This window comes from Streptomyces sp. NPDC002467, assembly GCF_042889825.1.
Classification (GTDB): domain Bacteria; phylum Actinomycetota; class Actinomycetes; order Streptomycetales; family Streptomycetaceae; genus Streptomyces.
The window spans coordinates 483,309-506,905 of the sequence record NZ_JBIARJ010000004.1; the positions used below are offsets into that span (position 1 = coordinate 483,309).

General features: G+C 72.4%; 18 protein-coding genes. 13 read left to right on the forward strand and 5 right to left on the reverse strand.

Features of this window, described 5'->3' with window-relative positions; genetic code table 11:
* Nucleotide 1: 1 nt before the first annotated feature.
* Complete coding sequence (locus ACFYYJ_RS11830; RefSeq protein ID WP_385121389.1) at nt 2-664, reverse strand: hydrolase; 663 nt, start codon at nt 662-664, stop codon at nt 2-4.
* 626 nt (nt 665-1,290) lie between these two features.
* Here ACFYYJ_RS11830 and ACFYYJ_RS11835 point away from each other — a divergent pair.
* The 10 genes from ACFYYJ_RS11835 (at nt 1,291) to ACFYYJ_RS11880 (ending at nt 11,277) form a co-directional block, all read left to right on the forward strand.
* Entirely contained in the window at nt 1,291-2,562 is a 1,272-nt protein-coding gene (locus ACFYYJ_RS11835; protein ID WP_389131203.1) for an ATP-binding protein, read from the forward strand.
* A complete protein-coding gene (locus tag ACFYYJ_RS11840; RefSeq protein WP_385121385.1) occupies nt 2,559-3,401 on the forward strand; it encodes a roadblock/LC7 domain-containing protein in 843 nt (280 codons plus the stop codon). The genes ACFYYJ_RS11835 and ACFYYJ_RS11840 overlap by 4 nt, the downstream gene beginning before the upstream one ends.
* Nucleotides 3,394-3,789, forward strand: a complete 396-nt coding sequence (locus ACFYYJ_RS11845; RefSeq protein ID WP_385121382.1) for a DUF742 domain-containing protein — start codon at nt 3,394-3,396, stop codon at nt 3,787-3,789. The genes ACFYYJ_RS11840 and ACFYYJ_RS11845 overlap by 8 nt, the downstream gene beginning before the upstream one ends.
* 4 nt (nt 3,790-3,793) lie before the next feature.
* Nucleotides 3,794-4,354 carry an ATP/GTP-binding protein gene (locus tag ACFYYJ_RS11850; RefSeq protein ID WP_385121380.1) on the forward strand — a complete coding sequence of 187 codons (561 nt, stop codon included), beginning with the start codon at nt 3,794-3,796 and terminating at the stop codon, nt 4,352-4,354.
* A gap of 10 nt (nt 4,355-4,364) precedes the next feature.
* A complete protein-coding gene (locus tag ACFYYJ_RS11855) occupies nt 4,365-5,741 on the forward strand; it encodes a cytochrome P450 (RefSeq protein WP_389131208.1) in 1,377 nt (458 codons plus the stop codon).
* 104 nt (nt 5,742-5,845) lie between these two features.
* Complete coding sequence (locus tag ACFYYJ_RS11860) at nt 5,846-7,093, forward strand: cytochrome P450 (RefSeq protein WP_389131211.1); 1,248 nt, start codon at nt 5,846-5,848, stop codon at nt 7,091-7,093.
* A complete protein-coding gene (locus ACFYYJ_RS11865) occupies nt 7,090-7,875 on the forward strand; it encodes an enoyl-CoA hydratase/isomerase family protein (RefSeq protein ID WP_389131214.1) in 786 nt (261 codons plus the stop codon). The genes ACFYYJ_RS11860 and ACFYYJ_RS11865 overlap by 4 nt, the downstream gene beginning before the upstream one ends.
* Before the next feature lie 581 nt (nt 7,876-8,456).
* A complete protein-coding gene (locus ACFYYJ_RS11870; protein ID WP_385121370.1) occupies nt 8,457-9,101 on the forward strand; it encodes a phenylalanine--tRNA ligase beta subunit-related protein in 645 nt (214 codons plus the stop codon).
* Nucleotides 9,098-9,850 carry a hypothetical protein gene (locus ACFYYJ_RS11875; RefSeq protein ID WP_389131217.1) on the forward strand — a complete coding sequence of 251 codons (753 nt, stop codon included), beginning with the start codon at nt 9,098-9,100 and terminating at the stop codon, nt 9,848-9,850. The genes ACFYYJ_RS11870 and ACFYYJ_RS11875 overlap by 4 nt, the downstream gene beginning before the upstream one ends.
* 80 nt (nt 9,851-9,930) lie before the next feature.
* Nucleotides 9,931-11,277, forward strand: a complete 1,347-nt coding sequence (locus tag ACFYYJ_RS11880) for a hypothetical protein (RefSeq protein ID WP_385360896.1) — start codon at nt 9,931-9,933, stop codon at nt 11,275-11,277.
* On the opposite strand, the gene ACFYYJ_RS11885 is transcribed toward ACFYYJ_RS11880, so the two are convergent.
* The gene (locus ACFYYJ_RS11885) at nt 11,270-12,694 is read right to left on the reverse strand and encodes a PLP-dependent aminotransferase family protein (protein WP_385360899.1); all 1,425 of its coding nucleotides are present in this window, start codon (nt 12,692-12,694) and stop codon (nt 11,270-11,272) included. The genes ACFYYJ_RS11880 and ACFYYJ_RS11885 overlap by 8 nt on opposite strands.
* A 157-nt stretch (nt 12,695-12,851) precedes the next feature.
* Here ACFYYJ_RS11885 and ACFYYJ_RS11890 point away from each other — a divergent pair, with 157 nt between their 5' ends.
* The 3 genes from ACFYYJ_RS11890 (at nt 12,852) to ACFYYJ_RS11900 (ending at nt 16,504) form a co-directional block, all read left to right on the forward strand.
* On the forward strand, nt 12,852-14,132 hold the full coding sequence (locus ACFYYJ_RS11890; protein ID WP_389131221.1) for an acetyl-CoA carboxylase biotin carboxylase subunit family protein: 1,281 nt from the start codon (nt 12,852-12,854) through the stop codon (nt 14,130-14,132).
* On the forward strand, nt 14,129-15,403 hold the full coding sequence (locus ACFYYJ_RS11895; RefSeq protein ID WP_389131224.1) for an MFS transporter: 1,275 nt from the start codon (nt 14,129-14,131) through the stop codon (nt 15,401-15,403). The genes ACFYYJ_RS11890 and ACFYYJ_RS11895 overlap by 4 nt, the downstream gene beginning before the upstream one ends.
* Before the next feature lie 264 nt (nt 15,404-15,667).
* Nucleotides 15,668-16,504, forward strand: coding sequence for a patatin-like phospholipase family protein (locus ACFYYJ_RS11900; RefSeq protein WP_385360904.1), 837 nt, complete (start codon nt 15,668-15,670; stop codon nt 16,502-16,504).
* 85 nt (nt 16,505-16,589) lie between these two features.
* Here ACFYYJ_RS11900 and ACFYYJ_RS11905 read toward each other — a convergent pair whose 3' ends face one another.
* The 3 genes from ACFYYJ_RS11905 to metG all read right to left on the reverse strand — a co-directional run bounded on the left by ACFYYJ_RS11905 (nt 16,590) and on the right by metG (nt 23,545).
* Nucleotides 16,590-20,975, reverse strand: a complete 4,386-nt coding sequence (locus tag ACFYYJ_RS11905) for a HEAT repeat domain-containing protein (protein WP_389131228.1) — start codon at nt 20,973-20,975, stop codon at nt 16,590-16,592.
* Nucleotides 20,976-21,052: 77 nt separating this feature from the next.
* On the reverse strand, nt 21,053-21,841 hold the full coding sequence (locus ACFYYJ_RS11910; RefSeq protein WP_389131230.1) for a class I SAM-dependent methyltransferase: 789 nt from the start codon (nt 21,839-21,841) through the stop codon (nt 21,053-21,055).
* An 87-nt stretch (nt 21,842-21,928) separates the two neighbouring features.
* Nucleotides 21,929-23,545, reverse strand: a complete 1,617-nt coding sequence (metG, locus tag ACFYYJ_RS11915) for a methionine--tRNA ligase (protein WP_389131233.1) — start codon at nt 23,543-23,545, stop codon at nt 21,929-21,931.
* Between the last annotated feature and the right edge of the window lie 52 nt (nt 23,546-23,597).

Consider the following 23,597-nt stretch of genomic DNA (forward strand, 5'->3'; position numbering starts at 1 on the left):
GTCAGCCGGCCGCGTGCGCGCCGATGACGCTCTGCGCGTACACGACACCCAGGCCGTACGCGCCCGCGTGGGCCTTGACGATCTCCATGACCGCGCCGTACGTCTCCTGGCGCGCCCAGTCGCGCTGCAGCTCCAGGAGGACCTGGACCCAGGTCACCGGGACGGCGCCGGCGGCGATCATCCGCTGCAGCGCGTGCTCGTGGGCGGCCGGGCTGACGCCTCCGGAGGCGTCGGTCACGACGTACACCTCGTAACCCTGCTCGATCGCCGAGAGCGCGGGCAGCACCAGGCAGACCTCGGTCCACAGACCCGACAGGATGATCTTCTTGCGCCCGGTCGCCTTGACCGCCGCGACGAGCGCCTCGTCCTCCCAGGCGTTCATGGTGGTGCGGTCGATGATCTCGTTCTTCGGGAACACCTCGGCGAGCTGCGGCAGCAGCGGGCCGGAGAACGATTCGGCGGCGACCGTGGTCAGGACGGCCGGCACGTCGAACGCCTTGGCCGCCTTGGCGAGACCGACCGTGCTGTTGATGATCGCGGCGCGGTCGCCACTGCCGGTGCCGAAGAACATCTGCGGCTGGTGGTCCACGAAGAGCATGACCGAGTTGTCGGGCGTGAGCAGATCCTTGCTCGGGGCGGCCTGCACCTTGTTGATGTCGAACACGAGGGGTCCTCTCGAAGCGATCGGTGACGTGCCCGCCGCCTCGCGGCTCGGCACTTCTCGAAGCTACGAACGACGCGACCACCCGTGTTGACCTCCTGCGCCCAGGAGTTGGCACGACAGCGCACAACCGGTCGCGGACCAGGCGCCCCGCCCCGACGCCCGGGCCGCGCCCCGGCCGGAGACGATTCCGCTTCGGAGGCCGGCACCGCCGAACCGGGCGGCTCGGCCACGCCGCCACCTGCCGAGGAGGGCCCGCCCGGGGTTCGGTTGACGGCCTCTCGGATCGATGTGAGGAATTGCTGCTCCTCTCGTGAAGAACTGCTTGACAGATCAACCGAGAGAGGGGTGGCCGATGACGGATGGGGGGCCGAAAGACCCATGTCAACCCGCTGCCGCGACGGCCGGGTTGGCCGAATTTGGCGCCTTGGCAGGCGTCCGGGGGGTCGAAGATCCGGTGATAGCATCCCGGCATCTGTGATCTTGATCTGATTTCACGCAGATGCTGATCGTGATCGGCGCCACGTTCTCCGCATATCAGCGGGTGAACCGCGCCGATCAGCTGTGTTGCGGGGCCTCGCGGGGTGTATCTGCAGCCGTCCGCACGCCATGCGCCGGGAAAGGTTTCCATGAATCGAGACGCACTTGTGTGGTGCTTGGTTGCGGTGGCGGCAATAGCCGTTGCCGCGGTCGTGGCACTCGTCGCCCGCAACAGAGCGCTGGAGGCGAAGAAGGAGCACACCGAGGCCGAACTGAGGCATCAGCTGCTGGCGGCGGACAGCCACTTGCACGCGTCGCGCGCCGAGCTGCAGAGGTTCCGGAACGAGCAGGACGCCACGCTCCGCGAGGCCAAGGAAGCGGCGGAGGAGAACACCAAGTCCGTCCTCAAGGGCGCCGCCAGTCTGCTGCAGAGCCTCGCCGCCGAGCAGACGACGCTGCTGGACGGCATCCAGCGCAAGTACGGCGGACACGCCGTCCTCAGCGACCTGTTGGACGTCAACCACGCCAACGCCCAGATGGCGCGCAAGGCCCAGGGCATCGCCGTCATGTGCGGTGCGCCGCTCGGCCGGCGCAACCGGCCGGCCAGCGTCTACGACGTGGTGCGCAGCGCCCAGGGTCAGATCCGCAACTTCCACCGGGTCGCGATCATGCAGCAGGCCGGTCTCGCCCTCAAGTCGTCCGCGGTCGCGCCCGTCGCGCTCGCCGTGGCGGAGCTGCTCGACAACGCCGCCAGCTTCTCGCAGCACGACGCGCCGATCGAGGTGACGTTCCAGCGCGTCCAGAAGAACCTGTGCATCGTCATCGACGACGCCGGCGTCAGCATGAACGACGAGGACCGGCAGCGGGCGACCGCACTGCTCTCCGGGGAAATCGCTCCCCGGCTGTCGCAGCTCGGTACGCAGCCCAAGTTCGGTTTTCCGGTCATCGGCCTGATCGCGCGTCAGCACGGCTTCAAGGTGGACGTCACCGGAGTCTCCCGGTACGGCGGCGTCAGGGCCGTCGTCCTCTTGCCCGAGGAGCTGTGGACCATGGAGGAGATACCGCCCGTCCAGGAGGCTCCGGTCAGCAACATCCGGCGCGCCCCCGAGAGTCGGCCCCACAGTGCGCCCCACAGTGCGCCCGAGAGCCGGCCCCACAGTGCCCCCCAGAGCGCGCCCCAGAGCGCCCCGTCGCGCACGATGCACGGTCTGCCCAAGCGCGGCGCGCGCCAGGCGCCCATCGCCAGCGTCCCCGATCCCGACCCTCGTCCCGCCCCCCGTCCGGACACCACCTGGGCGGCGCCACGGAACCCGGAGGAGACGGGCCGCGCTTCCGGGCGCAGCCTGGGGGCCTTCCAGCGCGGCACGCTCTCCGGCCGCAACCTTGACGCAACCTCGTTCGAAGGGCCCGAAGAGGCATGACCGCAGACCTGTCGTGGATGCTAGAGGACATCGTGCACAACGTGCCCCGCGCACGTCACGCCGTCCTGCTGTCCGCGGACGGCCTCCCTCGCGGTGCGACGGAAGGCCTGGCCGAGAACGATGTGCGCACCATCTCCGCCGCCATGGCCGGAATGCAGTCGCTCAGCCGGGCGACGGCCCACTTCGCCGGACCGGAGAAGGACCGGCAGTGGAACCAGACCATCATCGAGTTCTCGCACGGCTGGAACTTCCTGATCGGGGCGGGGCAGGGCTCGTACCTCGCCGCCGCGGCCGCGCCCGACGTGGACATGCAGCAGATCTCCTTCCGCATGCACCGGCTCGTGGCCCGGCTGGGCAACAACCTCACCTCGCCGCCGCGCGTGGGCCACGAGGACGCCGGAGGCGCGCGGGGCAAAGAGCACCGGCAGCAGAACCCGGGCGACTCGAAGTTCGTCCTCGGCGAGCTCGACCGGGTGGTGTCCGAGGTCAAGGGCGCCCGGCACGCGGTGCTGCTGGGATCGGACGGACTTCCCCGCGGGGCGACCACCGGGATGAGCCGCGACCTGGCGGACACGATCTCCGCGGCCATGACGGGCATCCACGCCTACAGCCGGGTCACCTCCCAGTTCGCGGGGGTCGCCGAGGACACGGAATGGCGTCAGACGGTCATCGAGTTCGAGCACGGCTGGATCTTCCTCCTGGCCGCCGGCCCCGACGCCTTCCTGGCCGCCGCCGCCGAACAGGCGTGTGACATCGAGGAGTTCACCACCCGGCTGCACTCGGTGGTTCCCAGACTGACCGCGGCGGCGACACCGGCGAAGGGGACAGGACATGCCTGACGGGCCCGGACAGCACGAAGAGCTGGAACTGACGTCTCCGTTAGTCCCCCTGTTCGTGATCACGAACGGGCGGGCGCTGCCCCCGGACCACGAGTACGAGCACACGACGCTCGTGACGGCGACGGGGGCGGAGAACGGACAGGTCGCGGCGCGCACGCTGTCCCCGGAAGCGGGGCAGGTCATGGACCTGGTCGCGGACGGATTCCTGTCCGTGGCCGAGGTGGCGGGGCACACGCACCTGCCGCTGGGCGTGGTCCGCATCCTGCTGGCGCAGTTGGAGGAGGACGGCCTCATCCTCACGAGGACACCGATACCGCGCGCCGAACGTGTCGACAGAGAACTGGTCAGCGCCGTGCTCGAAGGCCTGAAGAATCGATTCGGAGCGTAAACGCGTGTACCTGGATCCAGATGTCTCCCACGCGGTGAAGATCCTCATTGTGGGGCACTTCGGGGTCGGCAAGACCACCTGCATCGGCAGTCTCTCCGAGATCGAGCCGCTGCGGACCGAGGAAGAGATCACCGAGGCCAGCGTGGGCTTCGATGACCTGTCCGGCACGCCCGACAAGACGACCACCACCGTCGCCATGGACTTCGGCCGGCTGACCCTCAGCGACACCCTGGTGCTCTACCTCTTCGGCACGCCCGGCCAGGAGCGGTTCAAGGAGATGTGGGAGGAGCTCTCCCGGGGCGCGCTGGGTGCGCTCGTCCTGGTCGACCCGGAGCGGCTGCACGAGTCCTTCCCCGTCCTGGACCTCGTCGAGCGCTTCGGCCTGACGTACGCCATCGCCGTGAACCACTTCGAGGGCACCACGCACTACCCGCTCGACGAGGTGCGCGAAGCGCTGAACCTCACCGACGAAACCCCTGTCGTGGAGTGCGACGTACGGGACGAGAACTCCTCGGCGCAGGCCCTCATCACCCTCGTGCAACACCTCATGTCCCAACTCGGCTAGGAGCGCAGGAATGCAACAGCCACTCGAACCCATGGAGATACCTCCCGGCTGCCCCGCGCACGGGAACGTCCAGATGTACGGTCCCTCGTTCGGAGCCGACCCCGACAGCCACTACGCGCAGCTTCGTCACTTCGGACCCAGTGCGCCCGTGGACATCGCCCCCGACGTCCAGGCCGAGCTCGTCACCAGCTACGACGCCGCCCTGTACGTCCTGCAGAACCCCGCCTCCTTCGTGCGCGACTCCCGCCGCTGGAACGCCCTCAACGAAGGGCGCGTCCCGGCCGGCAGCCCGGCACTTCCCATGCTGGGCTACCGCCCCAACGCCCTCTTCAGCGACGGTGCGGCACACGCCCGGCTGCGCGGGGCGGTGACCGACAGTCTCGCGACCGTCAACGAGCACCAGCTCATCCGGCAGACGCAGCAGTCCGCCAACTACCTGATCAGCCAGTTCAGTACCGACATCCGCGGCCAGGCGGAGCTGATGGCCGAGTACGCCCAGCCGCTGCCCCTGCTGGTCTTCAGCGAACTGTTCGGCTGCCCGCCCGAGATCGGCGACCGCGTGATCGCCGGGATCAGCGGCATCTTCGAGGGGACCCCCGGCGCCGACGAGGTGCTCGGCGGGGCGCTCACCGAGCTGATCGCCCTCAAGCGGCGGCGCCCGAAGGACGACCTGACGACGCGTCTGATGGAGCACCCGGCGCAGCTGAGCGACGAGGAGGTGCTGCACCAGCTGGTGACCCTGCTCTCCGGCGGCACCGCGCCGCTGGCGGCGGCCATCGGCACCAGCAGCGCCCTGTACCTCGGAGAGGACTGGCAGGTCGGCCTCCCGGTCGAGGACGCGGTCTCCCAGACCCTGTGGAACTACGCGCCGATCGCCAACTACGCGGCCCACTACCCGACGCACGACGTCGAGCTCGGCGACAGGGTGGTCCGAGCCAACGACCCGATCCTCATCTCGTTCGCCGCGGCCAACACGGACCCGAAGCTGACCGAGCACCGCGAGCAGCTCAGCGCCAAGGCGCACCTGGCCTTCGGAGCGGGCCCGCACGCCTGTCCCGCCAAGGACCCGGCTTTCATGATCACCGTGACCGCCGTGGAGACGCTGCTCAACCAGCTCCTCGACGTGGAGATGCGCGTCCCGTTCAAGGCGCTCACCTGGGCGCCGAGCCCGTGGAGCCGCACGCTGGTCACGCTCCCGATCCGCTTCACCCCGAGGACCGCCCCCCAGGCGTCCACGCCGGCCGGAGCGAACACGGGCCAGACCCCGCAGCAGCAGGCGGCGGTCTCCTCGCCCACCGCCGGCCCCTCGCGCACCATCACCGGAGCCGCGCCGCAGCCCAAGGGCGGCCTGTTCAGCCGCTTCCTGGCCTGGACCAGGGGCGAGTGAGCACAGTGTGATTCTAGTAACCTCCTGCGTACTCAGTGGTAGTGGATGCTCTAACGATCATGTGGGTAGGCATGGCGGCTGGTTCTCAGAAAGGAGCCGCCATCATGGGGGTTGCAACAACTCCGTCATACGACCGCCGGGCGTCCGCCTCCCTCTTCTCCCGTCTGCGGACGGCAAGAGGGCAGGCCGACCCGTTCCCGATATACGCCGAGCTCCTCTCTCGGGGTGAGGTGGTCCCCGCCCCTTGGGGCGGCTTCGCCGTGACGGGCTTCGCCGCCTGCGACCAGGTGCTGCGCAGCCGTCAATGGCTGGAGCCCGACAGGGAGTGGCGGGAGCGCCAGGGGGCCGGGACGCGCTGGAACGCGCCCTCCTCGCGCGAGATGAGCAACACGCTCGCCGCGCTCAACGTCCCGGACCACACCAGGGTGCGCCGGGCGGCGGGCACCTTCGACCGGTCCACCGTCGAGCGCATCGGCCACAACGTGGAGCGGACCGCGGATCGACTCCTCGACGCCTTCACCGAGCGAATACGCACCGGCGAGGCGGACTTCTCGGAGCTCGTCTGCGAGGAGCTGCCCGTCGCCACCATCGGTGAGTGGCTCGGACTGCCGCGGGCCGACTGGCCCATGCTGCGCGAGTTGACGCACGATCAGGTCTTCACCCAGGAGCTGCTGCCGTCGGCCAGCCAGCTGGCCCTGTCGGATGCGGCCACCGCCGAACTCCGCACCTATTTCACCGAGCTGGTGCGCGACCGGCGCTCCCACCCGGGGAACGACCCCGTCACCGGGTGGATCCAGGCGTGGGACGCGATCGAGCCCGACCAGGACAAGGCCGACGAGGCGGTCTACTTCCTGGTGCTGTTCGTCGTGCTGGCCGCCCTGGAGACCACCGCGACCCTCCTCTCGACGATGACGCTACGACTCGTCGAAAGCCCGGAGCGCTGGCACATGGTCGCCGACGACCCGGATCTCGTACCCGGGTTCGTGGAAGAAACGCTTCGCTACGACCCGCCCACCCACGTGATCAGCAGGGTCGCCTCGCAGGACACCGTGCTGGGGGGCTTCGAGATCCGCCGCGACGAGATGGTCCACCTCATGATCGGAGCGGCGCACCGGGACCCCGCCAGGCACGGCGACCCGGACCGGTTCGACCCCGCACGCGTGCCCGGCCACCTCGCCTTCAGCGGCGGCATCCACTACTGCCTCGGCGCGCCGCTGGCCCGTCTCGAAGCCCAGACGCTGCTCCGCCAGTTGATCCGGCGCCTTCCCCGCCTCACCCTCGTACGCCCCCCGTCGATGGCGCCCCGTGTGGCGTTCCGGCGTCTCCTGAACCTGGACGTGGCAGTCGCATGACCGAATGCACCCCCTCCCCCGTGCGCACCCTGACCGCGCCCAAGGCGATCCGTACCGAGCAGGACGGCCCCGTCCTGCACGTCCACCTCAACCCCTGGGGGCAGGAGGACACGTTGGACACCGCGGTCCTCGACGACTTGATCACCCTGCTCGACGACCTCCACGAGAGACCCGACGTCCGGATCCTGACGCTGTCGTCGCTGGGTACGGACTTCTGCCTGGGTGCCGATCGGGGCGAGTACCAGGAGGCATTGGCCGCCGATCCGTCCGGAGTGAGCCTGCGGCGCATCGCCGACAAGGCGCACCGCCTGTGCCAGGCCCTGGAGAACACCAACGCGGTCACCATCGCCAGGCTGCACGGGCGTGTCATAGGCGCGGGTCTTGCCCTGGCCTCCTTCTGCGATCTGCGCGCCGGTGCCGACACCAGCCGCTTCCGCATGCCCGAGGTCGGCATCGGGCTACCGCCGGCGTGGGGCGGGGCGATGGGACGCCTGGTCTCCGAGGCAGGCGCCTCCAGGATTCGCGAGCTCATGCTCACCTGCGACGTCTTCGACGCCGCGACGGCCCACCGCATCGGTCTGCTCCACCGGACCGCCCCGCTCGACCAGCTGGACAAGGTGATCGACTCCTGGACCAGGCCCCTCGTCCGACGCTCGCCCGAAGCACTCGTCCTGACCAAACGGATGCTGGCCGGCTACGCACGGGCGGACAGGACGGCTGACGTCTCCCTGCTCGACGCCCATCTCCTGGCAGCCGCTCTCCACCAGCCCGCGAGGGGCTGACCCCTCCCAGGCGAATGCGTGCGCCCGGCCCGCCACGGACCACCGAGGCAGGGGACGGCCGGGCGCCCGGCCCGTAGGACGGGCCGCACGACGGGCGCAGCGGCGCGGGGAGGTACCCGACCACTCGCGATCGGATCGGACACCTCGCGCCCGGCTCGCGACCCCAGCCGCCGGTACTCCAGCCGGGCCTCTGTGCATGTCCCGGCCAATCGCTTGAGCGTGGGGATTCCGGCCGGATCATCCCGGGTGGGAGGCGGGTTCGCCGTGTGCGGTGACAGCGGCGGGCCCGGACCCGGTCCGCCCCGCGGCGTCCGGATGGAAGCGTTCTCAGGCCTGCCGCGTCGGCGAGGAACGCCCACCCGGTGACCTCTCGTGACAGTCGCACGCCATCCCCCTTCGCGCCTCCGGCTCACCGTCGTGGACGCCGGCCACCGGCGGGTCGGCGGTCGATTCGCGGTGGCATCCGTCCACATAGTGGGACTGGCCTGGACCGCACGGTCTGCGGTGGACTTAAGGGGGACCGCGTCCGGCTGTTGGAATGATCAGCGAGATGCGCCCAGCAAGTGAACCGGAGAACCCCTTTGAAAGCCCCAGCACTGAGCGCAGGCAAGAAGCCGTCCGGAGCGGCGGGGCCCACCCGTTTCGCCGCCGTCGTGGCGGCGGTGGATACCGCGGCTCTCAGCACCCTGCTCGAACTGCGGCGCCAGGAACTGGCGTCGCGTTCCGATGACGTGTTCGAGCGCGCGTCGGAGGTCGCCGGGGTCTATGCCCGGTGGTTCGACGCCAACGGCGTGACCTGTCCGCTGCCCGGCCAGATCGCCATGGCCCGCCGCAAGGGACTGCCCGTGATCGGGCCCGCCGTCGATGCCCTGCTGTACGCCGAGCTGACCAGCGGCGTACTGATGGGCGTCCAGGACGCCGACGCCATCGTCGGCGACCTGCACTTCGACTGGGCGGCGCAGGGCGAGACCTTCGCCGGTTTCCGCTCCACCGTCACCTGTGCCCAGGACGAGCCCGTCGTCCGGGACGGGGCCGCGATCGTCGCCTCCGTCTTGCAGGGTCCCGACCGCCGGACCAGCGTCACCAAGGGCTCCCGGCACCTGGTCTTCACCGTGTACGACGCGCCCGGCCTGGGTGCCGAGGACTTCGACGGCGCCGTACGGCTGCTGCGCGATCTCCTCCAGGACGCCGGGGCCGTCCCCGATGTGCTGGAGGTGAGACTGTGACCGGTACGACCGGCTTCCCGGACGCCGGCTGCGAGGAGCTCACGCAGGAGCCCCTGCCCAGCCGGCACCAGCGGCGCATCCTGGTATGCGTCGGCGAGCCGGGGGCGGGCGGGCACGCGGACGCGGACGTGTACGCGGCCACGGCACGCTGGCAGCGCCAGTACGTCGGCGGCGTCTACGTCCGCCTCTCGGGCACCATCGAGCAACAGCGCGCCGTCGTGGCCCGGTTCGCCGCCGCGGGGTGCACCCTGCAGGCCACCCACTTCTACCGGCCCGCGGACGTCCGGGCCCTGGCGTCGCTGGCCCGGCAGCTCGAAGCCCTCCCCGTCGAAGACGCGTCCGCCGACGTCCCGCCTGCCGAAGTCCCGTCCTCCGAGGGCGGGTTCGAGTCCGGGCGGGTCGCGGAGCTGCTGATGGTCGGCGCGACCGATGTCGTCGGACCGTACCCGCAGCGGTACATGGCCGCCGCGCGGGCCGCGGCCTCGTTCGTCAACGACCGGCTCGGCGAGGCCTGGCTGGCACTGCCCATGGTGACGAGGGCCGAGGGGACGTCGTGTGCGGTTGGGGGACCGCACACGTACGCGGCGCCGGGGAGCCGGGCGGGCTTCACGCAGGAGGAGCTGGAAGACCACTTCGCCGACACGGCGAGGGCACTGGCGGCCGAGACCGAGAGCCGCCTGGAGGTCCTGGGCCGCCTCTCGATGCACGGAGAGGCCGTTCCGTGTCCGGCGGCGGCCCTCTGCGAGTGACCTTCGGTCCCGCCGTCCCGCCGACCCGCCGCACCACTTGACTCATGAGCGCCGCAAGCGCTCTGGGGGGGAACTGCACGATGCGCACCACCGCGACCCTGCGCGCCATACTCGACTTCGACCTGACCGACTACATCGCCAACGCCCGCGCCGTCGGGCGTGATCTGCTCGACCCCGCGTTACGCGCCTGGATGGCCGAAGCGTACGAGGACGTGGTCGTCCTCCTCGCCCTCGACCGGGACCGGCTCACCCGCAGCGAACACGCGATGCTCCGCTTCGCCGAACTCGTCTTCCAGGCCGAGTGGAAACTGGCCCTCCCCGACGGCGAGGCGCCCCAGGAGGTCGCCTCGCGCGGCGGCGGACCGCTGGACCGGCGCGGCAAGCGCTACCAGCCCTACGGCAACGTACGGCTCCTCAACCACGTGCTCGGCACCCGCAGCCACGCCCCGGACGGGGCCGTCGAGCGGGCCTGCTGGCAGACGATCCGCACCACCGCCGAGAGCTGGCGGGCCTACGAACAGCGCACCCTCGACGGGACGGAGAAGTGGGCGCAGGACGCCCTGCCCTCCGACGAACAGCTGACGGAGCGCATCGCACGGCTCGGGTCGCTGGTCTCCCGGAGCATCGGCCGCGCGCCCGCGCTGCACCCCGCCGCGCCCGAACCTCCGCGCCACTGGCGGGACTACGCGCTCACGCCGCACGGCCCCGCCAACGTCCTGGAGCACCTGGCCGTGCTGCCGCAGACCACGCAGCACGACGAGGTCACCTTCCTGCGGGTGATCCACCTCGTGGAGGCCACCACATGGGGGGTGCTCGCCCGGGTGATGTCCGCCGCGGAGTGGCTGCGCGGCGGGAGGTGGGAGTACGCCGCCGAGTGCCTGGCGCGCGCGGCCGACCTGGCCGCGGCCCAGACCGAGGCCTTGCTTGTCATGCGCAGGACCATGCCGGTGGAGCACTTCCACGGGTTCCGGGAGGCGACGGGCGACGCGAGCGCCGTCCAGGCGTTCCCCACCCAGCTGCTCCACATCCACCTGCTCGGGGTCCACCCGGAGAAGACCGAGGCGCTCACCGAAGCCACGGAGAACGCCTACGTCCTGATGCACCAGAACCCGGACTTCGAACCACTGCGGGAGCTGCTGCGGTGGGCGCCGGCGGAGGAGGCGGGGCGGCGGGTGCTGGATGCGGCCCACCGCCTCGACCAAGAGCTGTTCGCCTGGCGGAAGATCCACTACGGGGTCGCGCTGCGCTACCTGCCCACGGAGACCACGGGCTCGGGCGGCACCTCGGGAGCCCCGTACCTGCGCAGCTTCTACCAGGACAGGCTGTTCGACGCGGACCGCTCACTGCTTCCGCAGCACCGCTTCGGACCGAGCACCGTCCTCAGCCCCTGGATCCGGTCCCGGCCGGCGCTCTCCCCCTTCAACTGACGGGGTCCGCCGGCCGCGTCCCGTCGGACTGCCGCGTGTACACCTCCCCGATGCGCCGGATCGCCTCGGAGATGCCCGAGCGGCCCAGGGCCGTGTACCCCAGCACCAGCCCGGGCCGGGCCGTCGCCGGATCGTCGTAGTACGCCCTGCTGCCCTTGACCAGGACGGACCGCTGGAGCGCCTCGGCGACGAGGCGCTCCTCGTCGGTACCGGGCGGCAGCGCGGCGACGACGTGCAGCCCGGCGACGGGGCCGACCAGGGTCGCCGCCGGCAGGTACTGCTCCACGGCCTGTGTCAGCATGCCGTGCTGGGACCGGTAGCGCGTGCGCATCCTGCGCAGGTGCCCGTCGAGCAGGCCGCTGCGCAGGAAGTCCGCGAACGCCAGCTGCATCAGGCCGTCGCCGCCCAGGTCGCGCCTGACCCGGATCGCCTCCATCATCGAGGTCAGCGCGGGCGGCAGCACCAACCAGCCCAACCGCAGCCCGGGAGCGAGGAGTTTGCTCGCCGTGCCGGCGTAGATGACCCGCTCGGGATCGGCGGGCTGGAGGGCCAGGTGGCGGCCGCGGTGCTCCAGCCACAGCCCGCCGTCGTAGTCGTCCTCGATGATCCAGCCGCCGGTGTCCCGGGCCCACCGCACCAGCTCCTGCTGGCGCTTGGGCGACATGGGCACGCCGAGGGGGAACTGGTGCGAGGGCGTGACGAGGACGGCCCGCACCCGGCCGGCGTAGAGCTGCTCGATCTCCACCCCTTCCGGCCCGACCGGCACCGCCAGCGTCCGGATCCCGTTCTCCTCGATGAACTGGCGCTGGCGGTCGTGGCTGGGGTCCTCGACCGCCAGCCTGTCGATGCCCAGCTCGCCCAGGGCGGCGCAGATCAGGCCCAGCCCGTGCGCGAACCCGCCCGTCACCATGGTGTTGTCCGGGTGCCCCAGCACACCGCGGACCCGGCCGAGGTACGCGACGAGCTCCGTACGCAGCTGTTCGACGCCGAGCAGCGGCGGATAGCCGAGCCCTTGGTAGCGGGCGGTGCTCACGGCCCGCTGGTAGGAGGCCGTCCATTCGCGGTGCGGGAAGGTCGCCGCATTGGGCGTGCCCGGCAGCAGGTTGAACCGGACCGACGGAATCGCCCGGTCGACCAGCACCACGGGCTTCCTGATCCGGGTGTCGGCGTGGGCCGCCACCCGCGTACCGGAACCTCGGACCGACTCCAGCAGGCCCTCTCCGGTGAGCTTTTCGTACACCTCCACCACGACACTGCGCGATACCTTCAGGTCCTGGGCGAGCTGGCGGCTGGACGGGAGCCTGGAGCGGGGCGTCAGCCGTCCCTGCTCCACCTGTCTGCGCAGTTGGCCGGCGATCTGGGAGCCGAGCGGCTCCGGGCTGTCGCGTCGTACCTCCAGAATGACGTGCCACGTCATGTTGTCCCCCCAAATTTTACTGTTTGTAGCGGTCGTCACGAATTTACAGCCGGACCGGGATTGGTCCGGTGGGGAGCCGGTCAACTGGCCTGGCGGGCACGTTTCCCGCTCAGCAGACTGACCAGCCGATACGCCCCGGCCGAAAGGTTCACGTGCCATGCCCTCCCCGTCCCCGTCCCCGTCCTCGTCCGTGCCGTCGTCCTCGCCCTCGTCGTCCCCGCTGCTGATCCTGATCAGCCCCATGGACCAGGAGACCCGCGGGCACCTGCTGGAGTCCGTGGCACGGGACCACCGGATCTGGCTCTTCTCCGACCGCGAGGTCGGCTGGGAGGCGCCGTTCATCACCGGGCACACTCGCGTCGACACCCTGGACGCCGACGGCATGATCGAGGCGGCCCGGCCCGTGGCACCGGACGCGATCCTGTGCTGGGACGAGACCCGCATCCTTCCGGCGGCCAAGGTGGCCGCCGCCCTGGGGCTTCCGGGGCTGACCCCGGAAGCCGTACTGACCTGCCGCGACAAGCACCTCACCCGCCTCGCGGTGGCCGAGGCGGGCGGCCCGCAGGCCCGCTCCACCCCGGTGTCCACCCTCGCCGAGGCGTACGAGGCCGCCGCTGAGACGGGCTACCCGGTCGTGGTCAAGCCCCGTGCGCTCGTGGGCAGCACGGGCACGCGCATGGCCCGCACCCCCGGGGAGCTGGCCGAGATCTTCCCCGCCATCCGGGGGACGACCATGGTCGAGGTGCGCGAGCGCTTCGAACAGCCCGTGCTCGTCGAGGAGTACCTGGACGGTCCGGAGATCAGCGTCGACGCCCTGATCTGGGACGGCGAGGTGACCCCGCTCTTCGTCGCCCGCAAGGAACTGAGCCCGCCGCCCAACTTCGAAGAGGTGGGACACGGCGTCGACGCCTCCGACCCGCTGACGGCCGACCCGGAGCTGCTGCGCGCCCTGACCACGGTGCACGCCGCCGTCGGCATCACCCGCGGCTGGACGCACTCGGAGTGGCGCCTCACCGCGCGCGGCCCCGCCCTGGTCGAGGTCAACGCCCGCAGCGGCGGCGACTTCATCTCGTACCTCGGGCTGCTGGCCACGGGCTGGGACGCGGGCCTGGCAGCCGCCCACCTGGCGCTCGGACAGCGCCCCGAACAGGGCGCGGCGCGCTCCGGGGCCGCCGCCGTGCGCTTCCTCTACCCCGAGGTGGAGACCGTCGTCGGCCGCGTCACCATCGACCGCGACCGGCTGCCCGAGGGCATCCGCATCGCCCGCGTGGTCGCACGGCCCGGCCACGTCCTGGAGCTCCCGCCCGCCTCGCACACCGGCCGGTACGCCATGCTCGTGGCCTCCGCCGCCACCGCCGAGGCATGCCGGGCGACGCTCGACGCCGCCGAGGACGCCGTACGCCTCGAAGCGGCCGAGCCGGTCCCGGCTCCGCGATGAGCGTGGACGGGGCGACCCGTACCGACGACGCCGAGGCGGCCGGCGTCGTGCTCACCTGGCGCGAGGCACCCCTGCCGGTGAAGGCGGTGATCGCCGGGATCATGGTGAACCGACTCGGCGGCTTCCTCCAGGTGTTCCTCGTGCTCTACCTGGTCGCCGGCGGATACCCCGCGGTGCAGGCGGGGTTCGCGCTCGCCGCGCACGGAGCGGGCGCGGTGGCGGGGATCCTCCTCGGCGGCTGGCTCGTCGGGCGGATCGGAGTCCGGGCCTCGATCGTCTCCTCGATGACGGCCAACGCGGCCCTCACCGCGGCCTTCCTGTACGCCGCGTCGTACCCGGTGATGCTGCTGCTCGCGGTCGGCACCGGCGCGGCGAGCCAGGTCTACCGGCCCGCCTCGGCGGAGCTGGTCAGCCGTCTCACCGGCGAGCAGCGCCGCGTGATGGTCTTCGCCATGTACCGCCTCGCCACCAACATCGGGACCACCGCGGCGCCGCTCATCGGCGCCGCCCTGGTCGCCCACTCGTACACCTTGCTGTTCTGGGCGGAGGCGGCCGCCGCCCTGGGCGTCGCCGTCCTCGGCGTCCGGCTCCTGCCGCGCGACCGCCCCGGCGCGGTAGGCGTTGGCCCGGCCGGCGCCGGCCCGGCCGGGGCGAAGGCGGCCCCGGAGGCGGCGGATGCGGGGGCGGCGGCGGGCCCGGGCGGCTACCGGGCGGTGTTGGGCGACCGGAGCTTCGTGCTCTTCCTGCTCGCCATACTCGGCTTCTCCGCGGTCTACACCCAGTACCTGTCGACGCTCCCGCTCGCGGTGCGGGAGCGCGGACTCGACATCTTCGTCTACGGCGTCCTCGTCGCCGTCAACGGCCTGATCGTCATCCTGTGCGAGCTGGTGGTGACCCGGAAGGTGCAGCGGTGGCCGGCCAGGGTCGCCACCATCACCGGAATCCTCGCCGTCGGCGTCGGCCTCGCCGCGTACGCGCTGCCCTGGGGCGTGACCGGTCTCGTGGCCGCCACGGTGGTGTGGTCGGTCGGCGAGATCATCGGCTCCCCGACCATGACCGCCTACCCCGCGCTGACCGCGGCGCCCGAGAACCGGAGCCGGTACCTCGGCGCCTCCCAGGCCATGTTCGGGGTGGGCTCCGCCGTGGGACCCGCGGCGGGTGTCGCCGCGTGGTCCCTGATGGGCGACTCGGTATGGCTCGCGTGCGGGGCCCTCGCCGCACTCGCCGCGTCGGCCGCCTTCATCGGCATGCCTGCCTCCGCGAAGCCGTAGGGCTCGTCCGCGAGGTCGGCCGGGGAGCGAGTGGCGAGGGCCGCGTTCCGGCCGAGGACCACGACGGCATCGCGTTCGTGGCGCGCTCGACCTGCTCCCACCCGCTGCCCGCGACGGAGGACTGAGGCGCCCTCACCGGCACGGACCGACCGCGGAGGGCGGGAGACGGAAGGGCGACACCCCATCGGCAATAACTCGCTTGGCAGTCTTGGCAGTTCAGACTGGGGGACGACACATCGAACGGACGGACGAGGAGTGCGGGTCATGGCTGTGGCTTTGGTGCTGGGTGGCGGTGGGGTCGCCGGGATAGCGTGGATCACCGGGCTGCTCGCGGGGCTGGCGGATGCGGGGCAGGACGTCACGGGGGCCGATGTCGTGGTGGGGACGTCCGCCGGGTCGACCGTGGCCGCGCAGCTCGGGAGTGGGCTGAGCCTGGACGATCTGTACGCGCGGCAGACCGAGGCGGGGTTGCAGGCGTCCGAGATCACGGCCGAGGTCGATCTGGCGAGCTTCGGTCCGCAGATCGCCTCCGTGATGCGAGGCGCCGGCTCCGTACCGGAGCTGCGGCGGGCGGTGGGGGCGTTCGCGCTCGGGGCCGAGTGCGTGCCGGAGCCGGAGCGGCGCGCCGTGATCGAGTCGCGACTGCCGTCGTACGAGTGGCCCGCTCGCGCGGTGAAGATCGTGGCGGTGGACGCGGTGAGCGGGGAGCCGCGGGTGTTCGACCGTGCCTCGGGAGTGAGCCTGGTCGATGCCGTGACGGCGAGCTGCGCGGTGCCCGGGGTGTGGCCGCCCGCGACGGTCGGTGGGCGCCGGTACGTCGACGGTGGGGTGCGGTCCGGTACGAACGCCGACTACGCCGTCGGCGCCTCGCGCGTGCTGGTGGTCGCGCCGCTCGGCGAAGGCGAGCTGTTTCCGACCGAGAAGCCGCTGGCCGAGGCCGTCGCGGAGCTGCGTGCGGGCGGCGCCGAGGTGGCGGTGGTCGAGCCGGACGCCGCTTCGGTGGCGGCGATCGGCCCGAACCCGCTGGACCCCTCCACCCGTGGGCCGGCCGCCGAGGCGGGGCGCGCTCAAGGACGCGCGCTGAAGATCGACTGGAGCTGAGGGGCGCGGCCTGCCGGTTCCACGAAGGAGCGGCAGGCCGCCCGGGGTCCTGGATCTGCTTGATCCGACCGGTGTCGTGGAAATGTCAGCTCGGCGCTCGGGTGATCCGGTCGAGGAGCTCCGTGTAGCGGGAGCGTTTGTCGGGGCGGGCGTGGTCGGCGGCGTGTCTGAGGGCGGGGATCGCCGATGGTCCCAGTGCGGCGAGTCCCTTCTCCGCGGCGTCGCGGACGACCGGGTGGGAGTGTTCCAGCAGGCCGGTCACGGCGGGGATCGCGGGGGCCCAGTTCGCGTGGCAGAGGGTGCGGACCGCCAGGCGTGCGAGGTCCGGCTGGGGGTCGTTCAGCAGGGTGGCCGTGTGCCGCAGGTACGTGTGGCGGTCCAGCATCGCCCGTGCGGTGCGGTGGGCGTGCAGGCGGACCCCGGGCCTGGGGTGGTGCAGGAGCTCGCCGAGGAGGGTGCGGAGGGCGGGGTCCCGGTCCGGGGCGGAGCCGCCGTGTGCCTCGGCCAGCCGAGTGAGGGCCCGGCGGATCCGGGCCGGGTCGCCGGTGCGGGCCAGGGCCAACAGCTCCTGGCGGGAGGCGGGTTCGGGCGTCGCGGGCGTAGGCGGGGTGCGGTCGCGGAGTGCTGTCAGCGCGGTGGCGTCCTGTCGTACGGCGTCCGGGTGGCGGAGCGGGCCGTCCACGAGGAGGAGCCGGTCCGCGAGGTCGGCGTGGCCCTCGGCGCGCAGGCGCAGGACGGTGCGGGTGAGGGCCGGGGTGCGGAGCAGGGGGCGCCCGTCGAGCAGGTCGAGGAAGCCCCGGGCACCGGCGGCGAGGCGGGGTTCGAGATGCCGCGCCAGTACGTCGGCGGGGGCGTGGCGCAGGGCCCGGGCGGCCGCGGAGCCGACGGCCGGGGAGGAGGGGTTCTCCCACCATTCCAGGAGGAGCGGCAGGAGCGGCTCCAGGTCACGTGGGGCCAGTCGGGTCACCAGGGCTGCCGCCCGGTCGTGGAGGACGTCGTCCGCGCGGAGTTCCGTTTCCAGTTCCGGCCCGGGGACGAGCACCTCGGCGGGTACGTCGACGTGGCCCCGCAGGAAGGCTCGGAGCACGTCGAGCCCGGCCTCGGGCTCGGGCCACTTCAGGAGCGCCAGGGCCGCGGTGCGCCGGCGCTCCGGTGCGGATGCCCGCAGCATGGCCATCAGACGCTGCCGCTGTGCGGCCGAGCGGGGCTGGTCGAGGTCGTCGGCCCGTACGGGGCGCGGGCGTTCCGGCGGCGCTTGGACGGTCTCCGCGATGGTCCAGGGGGGTGCGTCCAGGGGCTGGACGTCCGTCATCCAGTCGATGAGGGCGGCGCGGACCTCGTCACCGGCGGCGGAGTGGTCGTGGGCGTAGGCGTCGATCAGTGCGGAGAGCCGGTCGCGGGAGTCCGGGGTGTGCTCGCGCCGCAGGCGGAACTCCCGCAGGGCGGTCGCGGTGCGCGCCGCGCCGGACAGCGCGGCCCGCCAGGTCTCCGCCTCGGCCGACGAGGGGGCTGTGACGGCGAACGCGTCGCGGAGTACGGCCGTCTCGGCCCGCCCCGGGTCGGCGCTCAGGCGGGCCGAGGCGAGTGCCCGGTCGAGGTCGGTGCGGAGCAGGACGGCGTCCAGGTCGCGGAGCAGGGGAAGGGTGGAACGGCTCGCCCCGGGCGCCGGGGGCAGTGCTCGTACCGCGTCGGCGACGGCCGGCTTCCGGGTCGGGGGAAGGGTGGGCGCCAGCGCTTCGAGCACGGCGATGAGGCCGTGCCGGTCCTCGGCGGGGGCCTCGGCGAGCGAGCCCAGGAGGGGACCGGTGGCGCGGGCGAAGGCCGTCAGTTCCTGCGGTGTCCACGGTGCCGGGCAGACGCGGAGGGTGAGGCGCAGGACGCGGTCCCGGGCGGCGGGTTCGGACTCGGCGGCCAGCCGGAGCCAGTCCGCCAGCAGGGGGCGCAGCGCCCGGAGGCGGCCGGGGTCCGGCAGATCGTGATGCCGGTCCGCCAGGCGTCGGGCGGCCGATCGGTTCCAACCCTCCGAGGTCAGGGAGTCGATGTCGAGGTCCGGCGCCGTGTCGGGCCCGGCCGGCGGGGTGCGTGCCGTCAGTGCGCCGTCGAGGCCTGCCAGCAGCAGTTCGCGGGTCCGGCCGTCCTCGCTGCGTTCCGCCGCGGCGAGGACCGTCGCCGGGTACGCGTCGCCGAGGACGGCGCGCAGGGCCTCCACGAGGCTGCCGCGCAGGCCTGGATTGTCGTGGCGGCCGAGCCAGGAGAGCATTGCCGGTACGGTCGCGGGCGTGCCCGTGTGGACCAGGACCGCAGCGGCTGTCTTCTTGACGTTCATGTTCGGGTGGCCGAGGCACGCGGCGATCGCGTCGGCGGCCCAGCGGGCCCGTGCGTGGCCGAGGGCGAGCAGCGCCTGGCGGACGGTCTGGATGTCCTGGGCGGCGGTCAGCGCGATCAGGGTCGCCGACAGCGCCCGCGCGTCGTCCCCCGCGGCGTCGCGGGCGAGGAGGGCGATCACGTGCTTGCGTACGTGCCGGTCGCGGTGGCGCAGCAAGCGGTGGACCCGCGCACGGGTGCCCGTGTAGGGGGCCCTGAGCAGCAGTTCGAGCAGGATGGTCTGCTCGACGGCCGACAGTCCGGGCCGGTCCAACAGGTCCAGCGCCGTGGTCGCCACGACCGCGTCCCCGGCCTCCCGCGCGGTCGCCGCGTCGAGCAGGCAGGACGGCCTGATCCGTCCCCGCTCGTGGAGGCGGCGGCCCAGGCCGTGGATCGCGTCGAGGGCTTCTTGCGGTACCACGGGCTCCGCCCCGGCCGGGGCGGAGCCCGGCTCCCCGGCCGTCGAGAGGTCGGCGACGACGCGCAGGAGCAGGTCCGCGATGACCGGCAGAGTGCCGGCGCTGCCGTGGGCGGCCAGCCGACACAGGGCGGCCAGAGGCTCGTGCGGATCCAAGTGGGAGGAGAGAAAAACCAGTTCGCGCTCGTCCGGGCCGCCCAGGTCGGCCGCGATGCGGGGCGGCAGGTCGGTGGGATCGAGGCGCATGAGGAGGGCGTGCCGCTGCGCCGGATCGTCGGTCAGGTGCCACAGCAGTTCGAGGGCGCGGCCGCGCGCTGCGCGCAGGTGCGGTGCGATCGCGCCCGGGGTCCCGGCCGTGGCGACCCCCAGCGCCTCCCCGAGGGCGGTCGCCGTCCGGGGGCCGCCGATGGCCTCCAGGGCGTCCAGGGCCGCGTCGGGGTCCGATGGCAGGAGGGCGATCACGGCGTCCTCGGCATCGGTGTGGCGCAGGGCGCGGATCGCGTCGAGGAACGGGCCCGCCGCCGGGGCCGAGGGAAGCAGGCGGGTGATCGCGTCCCCGATCGGGAGCTCCCCCGCCCCCTGTGCGGCCAGGGCGACGAGCAGCGCGAGCCGCCGCGGCCAGCTCGGATCCCCGGCGGGCGCGTCCGCCAGTACGCGGAACGTCTCCTGCCGGCAGGTGAACAGGATCGTGGCGACCTCGTCGGGCGCGATCGTGTGGTCGGCCAGCGCCAGGCCGATGACGGTCGGGACGTGCGGACCCTCCGGGAAGTGCCCGCGCCGGTGGAGCCCGCGCAGGCACGTCAGTGCCGGCCCGCCCAGCAGCAGCGGGTCCTGTGCGGCGAGGGCGGTCAGTACGCCGATGTCGTCGCGGTCGGCGAGGTCGCCGAGCAGTTCGAGGCCGCGCCGGCGAAGCGCCGGCGGCAGTTCCGGATCGTCGGCGACCTGCCGCAGCAGGCCGCCGTGCCCGTGCCGGGCCGCGGCCTCGATCGCGGGATCGGCCGCCCCGGGCCGTCCCCGCACCGAGTCGGGGGTGAGGAAGGGTGCCAGCCGCCCCGCCGGCAGGGGGTCCAAGGCGGCCCAGGGCTCGCCGAGTTCACCCAGCGCGGCGACGACGACGGCCGTGCTCTCGGCACCGAGCAGACCGATCAGGTGCGCGCGGACCGGGGCGGGCGCCAACAGACCCGCGTGCAGCCCCTGCACGGCCAGCCGCAGCGCCGCCGACTGCAGCACCGGGTCCCCGCTGTCCGCCAGTTCGCGCACGAGCCGCTCGGGGTGGTGCGCGTCGGCCGCGGCCGCTTCCCGTACGGCCTGGTACAGCAGTTCGCCCCGCGGCTCCGTCCGGACGACCGTCGGCTCGGTCAGCAGCTCGGCGCGCAGCCAGGCCACCTGGACGCGGGCCGGCAGTCCGGCCGTGCGCCACGACGGCCGGGGCAGCGCGCGCAAGTACGGCCCGAGTCGTCCGTGGAGCCGCGCGTGGACGAGTGCGGCCTCCGGTGGGCCCTCGACCGACGGCGGCAGCAGCGCCGCCAGTTCCGCCTTCCCGGGCTCGTCGTCCGGCCGGAGCGTCGCGACCCTCTCGGCGAGGCGGAGCAGTCCCAGGTGCCGTACTCGGGGATCCGGGTGCCGGACGAGGCGTCCGAGGTCGAGATGTGTCGCGTCGTGGAAGGGTTCGTCCCCCGGCGTGGTCATCGTCGGATGCTAATGGGGGCGTTCCGGTCCCGACCAGCGGGTTTCACCCCGTACGACGCACACCCGCTCGCCTCCGCTCACACGTCGTCGATGCGCCGCACGCGCAGTACGCCGGTCCGCATCGGGAGGGCGAACTCGCCGCGGGCGGTCTCCGGCCGGCTCGCGAGGAACGCGCGGATCCGGTCCAGCACTGCCTCCCGTTCCGCTTCCGGCATGACGAGGAGCCCCGCTCGCGTCGCGAGGGTCGCGACGAGGGAGTCGGCGGTGCGGCGCTGTCCGTGCGGGAAATCGGCCTGCTCCGGGGAGCCGAACCGGGCGGCCCCGCCGTTCTTCGGGAGGTGCGCGTCGGCCGTCGCGGCCCGCCAGGCGGCGGGTGTGTCACGCGGGCCGACGGCGGCGCTCCCGCCGACCCGTGCCAGCCCGGCGACCCAGTCGACCTGGTCGTCCATGACGTTCCACAGACCGGCGAGGACGCCGCCGGGTGCGAGGACCCGGGCGATCTCGGGTCCCGCGACGGCCATGTCGAACCAGTGCATGGCATTGCCGGCGAGGACGGCGTCGACCGAGGCGTCCGGCAGCGGGATCGCCTCGGCGCTGCCCCGCAGGGCGCGGACCGCGGGCAGCGTGCGGCGCAGCTCGGCCAGCATCGCCGGGTCGGGTTCGACCGCCGTGACGTCGGCGCCGACCGCGGCCAGTGTGGCGGTCAGCTTGCCGGTTCCGGCGCCGAGGTCGAGGACGCGGGGGCCGGGTGCGGCTTGGAGCGCCCAGCCCACCGCGGCCCGCGCGTAGTCCGGGCGGTGTTCGGCGTACGCGACCGCCGCCGCGCCGAACGACGAGGCGTGGAGCGCCCGTTCGTCTTGGTCCATGCGGCGACGCTATCCGCCGTACCGACTGTTCGGTACCCCCGGATTCCCGCCGTCGAGGGGCGGCCCGACATCGGGGGGTACCGCGCCTCAGACCGCCGCCGGCTCCTCCGGGCGCGGGAAGAGGACCGCTCCCTTGGTCACCTTCGCGCCGGCCCGGAGCCCGCCCCACTCGCCGGCCTCCTGGACCTTCTGGTCCGCCAGGGCTCCCCGCGACGCCTCGGCGCCCAGGGATTCCCACAGCTTCCGGGAGGTCTCCGGCATGACCGGGTTGAGCAGGACGGCGATCGCGCGCAGCGACTCGGCCGCCGTGTAGAGGATCGTGGCGAGGCGGGCGCGGCCCTCGGTCGATTCGTCCTTGGCCACCTTCCACGGCTCCTGCTCCGTGAGGTAGCCGTTGACCTGCTTGATGAACTCGAACACGGCCAGGATGCCGCCCTGGAAGTCGAGTTCGTCGCCGATGCGGCGGTCCGCTTCCGTCACCGCCTTCGCGAGACCGTCCCGGACGGCCCGCTCGGCGTCGCCGTCGGCGGTGGCCTCCGGGAGGACGCCGCCGAAGTACTTGCCGACCATGGCCGCGACCCGGGACGCGAGGTTGCCGTAGTCGTTGGCCAGTTCGCTGGTGTAGCGGGCGGAGAGGTCCTCCCAGGAGAAGGAGCCGTCCTGGCCGAAGGAGATCGCGCGCAGGAAGTACCAGCGGTAGGCGTCCACGCCGAAGTGCGAGGTCAGGTCCTGGGGCTTGATGCCGGTCAGGTTCGACTTCGACATCTTCTCGCCGCCGACCATGAGCCAGCCGTTCGCGGCGACCTTCCGGGGCAGCGGCAGGCCCTGGGCCATCAGCATCGCCGGCCAGATGACCGCGTGGAACCGGAGGATGTCCTTGCCGACGAGGTGGACGTCGGCCGGGAACGTCGCCTCGAACCTCTCGGGGTTCTCGTTGTAGCCCACCGCCGTGGCGTAGTTGAGCAGCGCGTCGACCCACACGTAGATCACGTGCTTGGAGTCCCACGGGATCGGGATGCCCCAGTCGAAGGTCGACCGGGAGATCGACAGGTCCTGCAGCCCCTGGCGTACGAAGTTCACGACCTCGTTGCGCGCGGACTCGGGCTGGATGAAGTCCGGTTCGGCCTCGTAGTGGGCGAGCAGCCTGTCGCCGTACTCGCTCAGCCTGAAGAAGTAGTTCTCCTCGCTGAGCGTCTCCACCGGCCGCTTGTGCACCGGGCACAGCTTCCGGCCGGCGTACTCGCCCTCGCCGTCGAGGAGTTCGCCGGGCAGTTTGTACTCCTCGCAGCCCACGCAGTAGGGGCCTTCGTATCCGCCCTTGTAGATCTCGCCCTTGTCGTACAGGTCCTGCACGAATTCCCGGACCCGGTCCGTGTGCCGCTTCTGCGTGGTCCGGATGAAGTCGTCGTTCGAGATGTCGAGGTGTTCCCAGAGCGGTTCCCACGCCTCGCTCACGAGCCTGTCGCACCACTCCTGCGGGGTCACGCCGTTCGCCTCGGCCGTACGCATGATCTTCTGACCGTGCTCGTCGGTCCCGGTGAGGAACCGGACGCGCTCGCCCCGCTGCCGGTGCCAGCGGGCGAGCACGTCGGCCGCGACCGTGGTGTAGGCGTGGCCCAAGTGAGGTGCGTCGTTGACGTAGTAGATGGGGGTGGTGACGTAGAAGGCCTTCGCCCCGGCAGACTCGGGTCCATTGGGATTCATGGCTCGCGAGTCTAGACGATCCCTACCGACGCGTACCTTCGAAAAACGCCTG